This window comes from Moorena sp. SIO4A5, assembly GCF_010672005.1.
GTDB lineage: Bacteria > Cyanobacteriota > Cyanobacteriia > Cyanobacteriales > Coleofasciculaceae > Moorena.
In genome coordinates, this window is the sequence record NZ_JAAHHZ010000350.1 from 1 (window position 1) to 4,901 (window position 4,901).

Genomic DNA, 4,901 nt, shown 5'->3' on the forward strand with positions numbered 1-4,901 from the left:
GGTAATGCGATCGCCTTTTTGAGCTCGTTCTGTCACCATCTGTTGGACTTCGGGAGCCGACTTAGCTGTTTCCACAAATGCCCGTTTACTGAAGTTATTAATGGCATCATGACTAAGCTGACCCTCGGTTAACAGAGTATCGGCACTGTTAGCCAGTTCAATCAGGGAGTAAGCCTGACTCTTACCGATTTCCCGACTTTTGAGCCAATTTAAAAATCCAGCTCCCCTTCCTTCACCCCCTTTTTTCTCCCTGTCTCTTACTACTCGTAGAATCCGTCCCCGCCAGATATCGGTCTGTAGGTCAACGCGATCGCATACTCGCCAAGCGTGATCGACTAGCTGGTCAAAGTCAGTTTCCTGAATTTCCTCATCCTCTGGATCCGGGAGTTGGAAATCTAGATCCATCGGTTCGTTGAGGAGGGCAGCGAGTTCGGCGGTAGAGTCAGGCACTTGCACCATAGGGAAAGATTATCCAGTCACGGTAAACACGATTATTGCACGGTTTCCAAATTATAAGACTCTACGCTACCCCTAGATGAGTGTGACTTTATTGTCTGGCATAATGCACCAGATGTATAGGTTATTAGTCGTTAGTCATTAGTTTGGTGGCTTTTGAGAGCCAGGTGTGACCGTAAACTTATTAACTGGCATTTAACAATTGGGGGGTGTTTGAGGGGGTCGAAATTCCCCATCCCTCGTGATTAGTGGGGATGGATAGACCCCCTCAACAACTGTTTCCCCACATCCTCCCGATGGATTTTTGATATATTCTTTTACTTTTTATAATGGCGCTCCACCACAGAATACAATACATTTGGAGTCGTGCCATAACTTCCGGAATCTGTGTTACATTGATTGTCGTCTAATCAGCGCGACTGAAGAAAACTAAGGAGGTGATTACACTGTGGCGACGTTAAGACAGACATTTCGATTGTACCCAACGGCATCACAACAATCCAAGTTATTCTACGCTCGTTCTTTGCATCAATTGTTATACAATGCCTGTCTGGCTCATCGTCGCTATGAGTGGAAAGTAAACCAGAAAAGCGTTAGTTATTTTGAACAACAAAATATTCTACCGGCCTTCAAGGAATGCTGGACGGAATATAAAGGTCTTTACAGCACATCATTACAGGCAACAGTTAAACGGGTAGACCTAGCTTATAACAGTTTTTTCAGTGGACTAAGAAAGTTCCCAAGATTTAAATCTATTAGGGACTATTCTGGATGGACTTACCCCAGTGCTTCTGGCTGGAAAGTTAACAGTAATGGAAAACATGGAACTCTTATCCTGAATGACCTTAAAATTAAAATCAGGATGCGAGGTAAGGCTAAATATTGGGGTAAGCCAACCACTTTGACTGTTGTTTACAAACCACGATTAAATCAATGGTTTGCATCGATCACTCTAAAAGTTGATACACCTGAACCATTATATGGAGCTGAGTCAGACTTAAGCTATGAGTCGGTTGTAGCTTATGATTTAGGAACAGAAACAGCTATTACTACCTTTGATGGGTCTGAGTTCAACGAGATTGAAAATCAGCGTTTTACTCGTACTTTAGAACCATTATTAAAAAATGCTGGCAAGGCTAAACGTAGAAAACGCGCTCCTAATCGTAGACAGCGAGTGAAGCCATCAAGTCGCTGGAAAAAGGCCAATAAACGAGAATCTCAACTCAAGCGTAAAATTGGTAATCAGCGTAAAGACTGGCAACACCAGGTTACGTCAGATTTAGCTAGTCGTTATGACATCGGCGTAACTGAAAAACTCAATACGAAAGGAATGACTCGTAAAGCTAAGAACAGCTCAAAACGCCAAAGACAAAAAGCTGGGTTGAATAAATCTATCCTTGATGTTGGTTTTGGTTCTCTTAATAAGATGCTGACCTACAAAATCGAACTAAAAGGTGGGATCGTGCTTCAATTACCTACCAAGCAATTGAAGCCATCACAACGTTGTCCAAAATGTGGTAAAGTTCATAAAGAATGGGCTGATATTTCCAATCGTTACCACGTTTGTGATGAGTGCGGGTTTTAATTTCCACGAGACAAAACCAGCACAATGGTAATGTACAACGCAGCATTAGGAAAACAGCCGGGGTACGGGAATGACCTCGATAAACGTGGATTTTATAGCTCTACTTCAAAGACCAGTAAGCATACTGGATCGATGAAGCAACTAGGGAAGATGAAGCGTCAAAAATCACGCTCTCAGGACGGGTCTGCTGAAACCCCGTCCCTCTACAGGGCGGGGTAGTTCATCCAACGTACTGTGATTAGTTTGACACCGATTGAATCGGGCAATTAGTTAGAGATCAAGGCGTTGCCCAATTCTGGAAGACTCAAGGGTAATTGGTATAGAAAAGGGAACAGGGAACAGGGAGTAGGGAGTAGGGAACGATGAACAAAAATTATCACAATTAATTTAGGTACCCTATAACTGGCTCAAGTATAAGCTGTTGTGCATTTAAACTTTATATTAGTCAAATCACATCAAAAAGATAGATCCCAGTCCCCTTTTGCCAATAGCCATGCATGCTTTTTGCCTTCCTAAAAAGCATTTTAACCGTTTAGCTTACTTGAATATGATTCCGATATTCAGCAACGGCGAAGCGACCCGGTCAATTACCTTACATTGCCCTTTAATTATTCGTGAATCGACTCTCTCAACCACAACCAACAGATAGTGATCAATCTCGATGGCATGGCAGCCTTGAATTACGCTTTGCCTTAGCCCATGGAAAAACTCAACCTATTCACACCTACGCCAGAGCTCCCTTGAAGGTACAGCGACCGTTTTATCCAGAAGGGCTAGGGGTTTGTCACAGTGTGGTACTTCATACCGCTGGAGGAATGGTAGCAGGGGACAGGTTGTCTCAAGATATCCACCTTGAATCGGGTACTCATGCTTTAATCACCACTGCTGCTGCTAGTAAAGCTTATGGTAGGGGCAGTTCTAGCGCTAGTATAATAAACTATAGCGCTAGTTTAAACCAACCAGAAGTTAAAGAAAATTTATCTAGCGCTAGTTTACAAAAGCCAGAAGCTAGACAAATCAGATCTAGCGCTAATCAAAAAAACTATAGCGCTAAGCTAAAAACCCCAGAAACTAGACAAATCATCCGGCTCCAAGTAGAGACTGGTGCTTGTTTAGAATGGTTGCCCCAGGAAACGATTGTATTCAATGGTGCAGTTTACCGGCAGGATTTGCGGGTAGAATTAGCGCCGGGAGCCAGTTGGTTAGGCTGGGAAATTACTCGATTTGGACGGAGTGCCAGAGGAGAAAGGTTTGTGGAGGGAAATTGGCGATCGCATACGGAAGTTTGGCAGCAAGGACATCCAACCTGGATTGACCGACAATGGTTACCAGCTAGCGAAGCCACCTTCTCTAGTCCTTATGGTTTAGCGGGACAACCAGTGGTAGGAACATTAGCTTTGGTAGGGGAACCGGTATCATCTGAGATTCTCGAACAAGCCAGGGAACTTTGGAGTGCTAGGGAGTATGTGGGGGAAGCTGGCGTAACTCAGCTGATGTCAGGATTATTATGCCGCTATCGTGGTGCTTCGACTGAGGAGGTGAGACACTGGTTTATAGAGGTTTGGCAACTGTTGCGTGTTAATCTATTCGGGCGTCCTATGATTAAGCCACGAGTTTGGCTATTGTAATGTCAAAATTGTTACTAACCAAAATTGCTACTAACCAAAATTGCTGCTAACCACACGATAAAACAATGCAACTGACACCCCAAGAAAAGGATAAACTACTAATTTTTACTGCTGCCTTATTGGCAGAACGGCGCAAGGAAAAGGGGTTGAAGCTAAATTACCCAGAAGCCGTTGCCTACATTTCTGCGGAAATTTTGGAAGGTGCTAGGGAAGGACGTCCAGTAGCTGATTTAATGAGTTACGGCACCACGCTGCTGACCCGGGATGATGTCATGGAAGGAGTTCCCGAAATGGTGAATGAAGTCCAGGTAGAAGCAACCTTCCCCGATGGGACTAAACTGGTTACTGTACATGACCCAATTCGTTAGTCCCACAAAAAGCTTGATAAATAACTCTTTAACTCATCTTAAATCATCAGAAGATTCACCGGAGTTGACGGAGTTCTTCTGTGAGATGGATAAGTTGGTTTCTCAGGTCATTTATTTGCTCACTACTCAGTTGTGCAGTTCCTTGATGATCTACGATGTTATTTAGGCTATTCAGACAGTCATTAATCGTATAAAGACAGTTATCAACAACCTGGATTCGTTTCGTCAAGATTTCTTTGAACTTAGGCTCAGTTGATTCAAGAATAGTATTGTTGTTGGGTTGAGATTCATTCAGTTGGAACTTGAAAATGTTCCATAATTGAACTAGTGAAGGGAGTCCCATAAGCACCAAACAATGGTAAAAAAACTTTAAAAAAAGCAAACACCAGACAGGAAAAATAAAAAAGTAGGGAGAGTAGTCATGACTATAGTCATAACTAATTTAATAATGCTATAATTTGCGAAAATAGTTGCCAAAATAAATTTCTGAATAACTGGCTGCTGAACAAGCAAAATTTTTCCATAAGTAGGATAAAATTTCTGGCCATTAGTATAGCTTTAAAAGCCATGTAAGATGTCAGAGTTGACCAAAAAGGAATCATTAACTGTAGAAATAGAACCATCAACGAGTTAATAAGTAAGAATTAAATAACACCTATATCGATTATTCAGAACAGACTAGAGAAGTCAGGATTAATTGATTAAAGACTGTGTAAAGAAAAGAGAAACTAGATAAAAAAATATGGTAATGGTAATCGGGAATAAGCAATAAGTAGTAGGGAATAAGCAATACAGCGGTTTGCAATTCAATTAGGTACAAAGTTCTGGGTTTTTAGGGATCCCCCCTAACCCCCCTTAGTAAGG

Annotated in this window: 3 protein-coding genes and 1 pseudogene; 3 read left to right on the forward strand and 1 reads right to left on the reverse strand. The window is 42.2% G+C overall.

Going from position 1 to position 4,901, the window contains the following annotated elements; all coding sequences use genetic code 11:
• Positions 1–459, reverse strand: a pseudogene (locus tag F6K57_RS36750) (hypothetical protein); the annotation flags it as partial.
• 445 nt (positions 460–904) lie between these two features.
• On the opposite strand from F6K57_RS36750, the gene F6K57_RS36755 reads away from it, so the two are divergent.
• The 3 genes from F6K57_RS36755 to ureA all read left to right on the forward strand — a co-directional run bounded on the left by F6K57_RS36755 (position 905) and on the right by ureA (position 4,037).
• A complete protein-coding gene (locus tag F6K57_RS36755) occupies positions 905–2,041 on the forward strand; it encodes a transposase (RefSeq protein ID WP_293073189.1) in 1,137 nt (378 codons plus the stop codon).
• A gap of 614 nt (positions 2,042–2,655) precedes the next feature.
• Positions 2,656–3,669, forward strand: a complete 1,014-nt coding sequence (locus F6K57_RS36760) for an urease accessory protein UreD (protein WP_293073192.1) — start codon at positions 2,656–2,658, stop codon at positions 3,667–3,669.
• Between the two features lie 65 nt (positions 3,670–3,734).
• Complete coding sequence (gene ureA, locus F6K57_RS36765; protein ID WP_008179425.1) at positions 3,735–4,037, forward strand: urease subunit gamma; 303 nt, start codon at positions 3,735–3,737, stop codon at positions 4,035–4,037.
• The last annotated feature ends 864 nt before the right edge of the window (positions 4,038–4,901 follow it).

Excerpts from the sequence above, each read along its gene's own strand:
- ureA (WP_008179425.1), top strand. The coding sequence starts at position 3,735 with ATGCAACTGACACCCCAAGAAAAGGATAAACTACTAATTTTTACTGCT.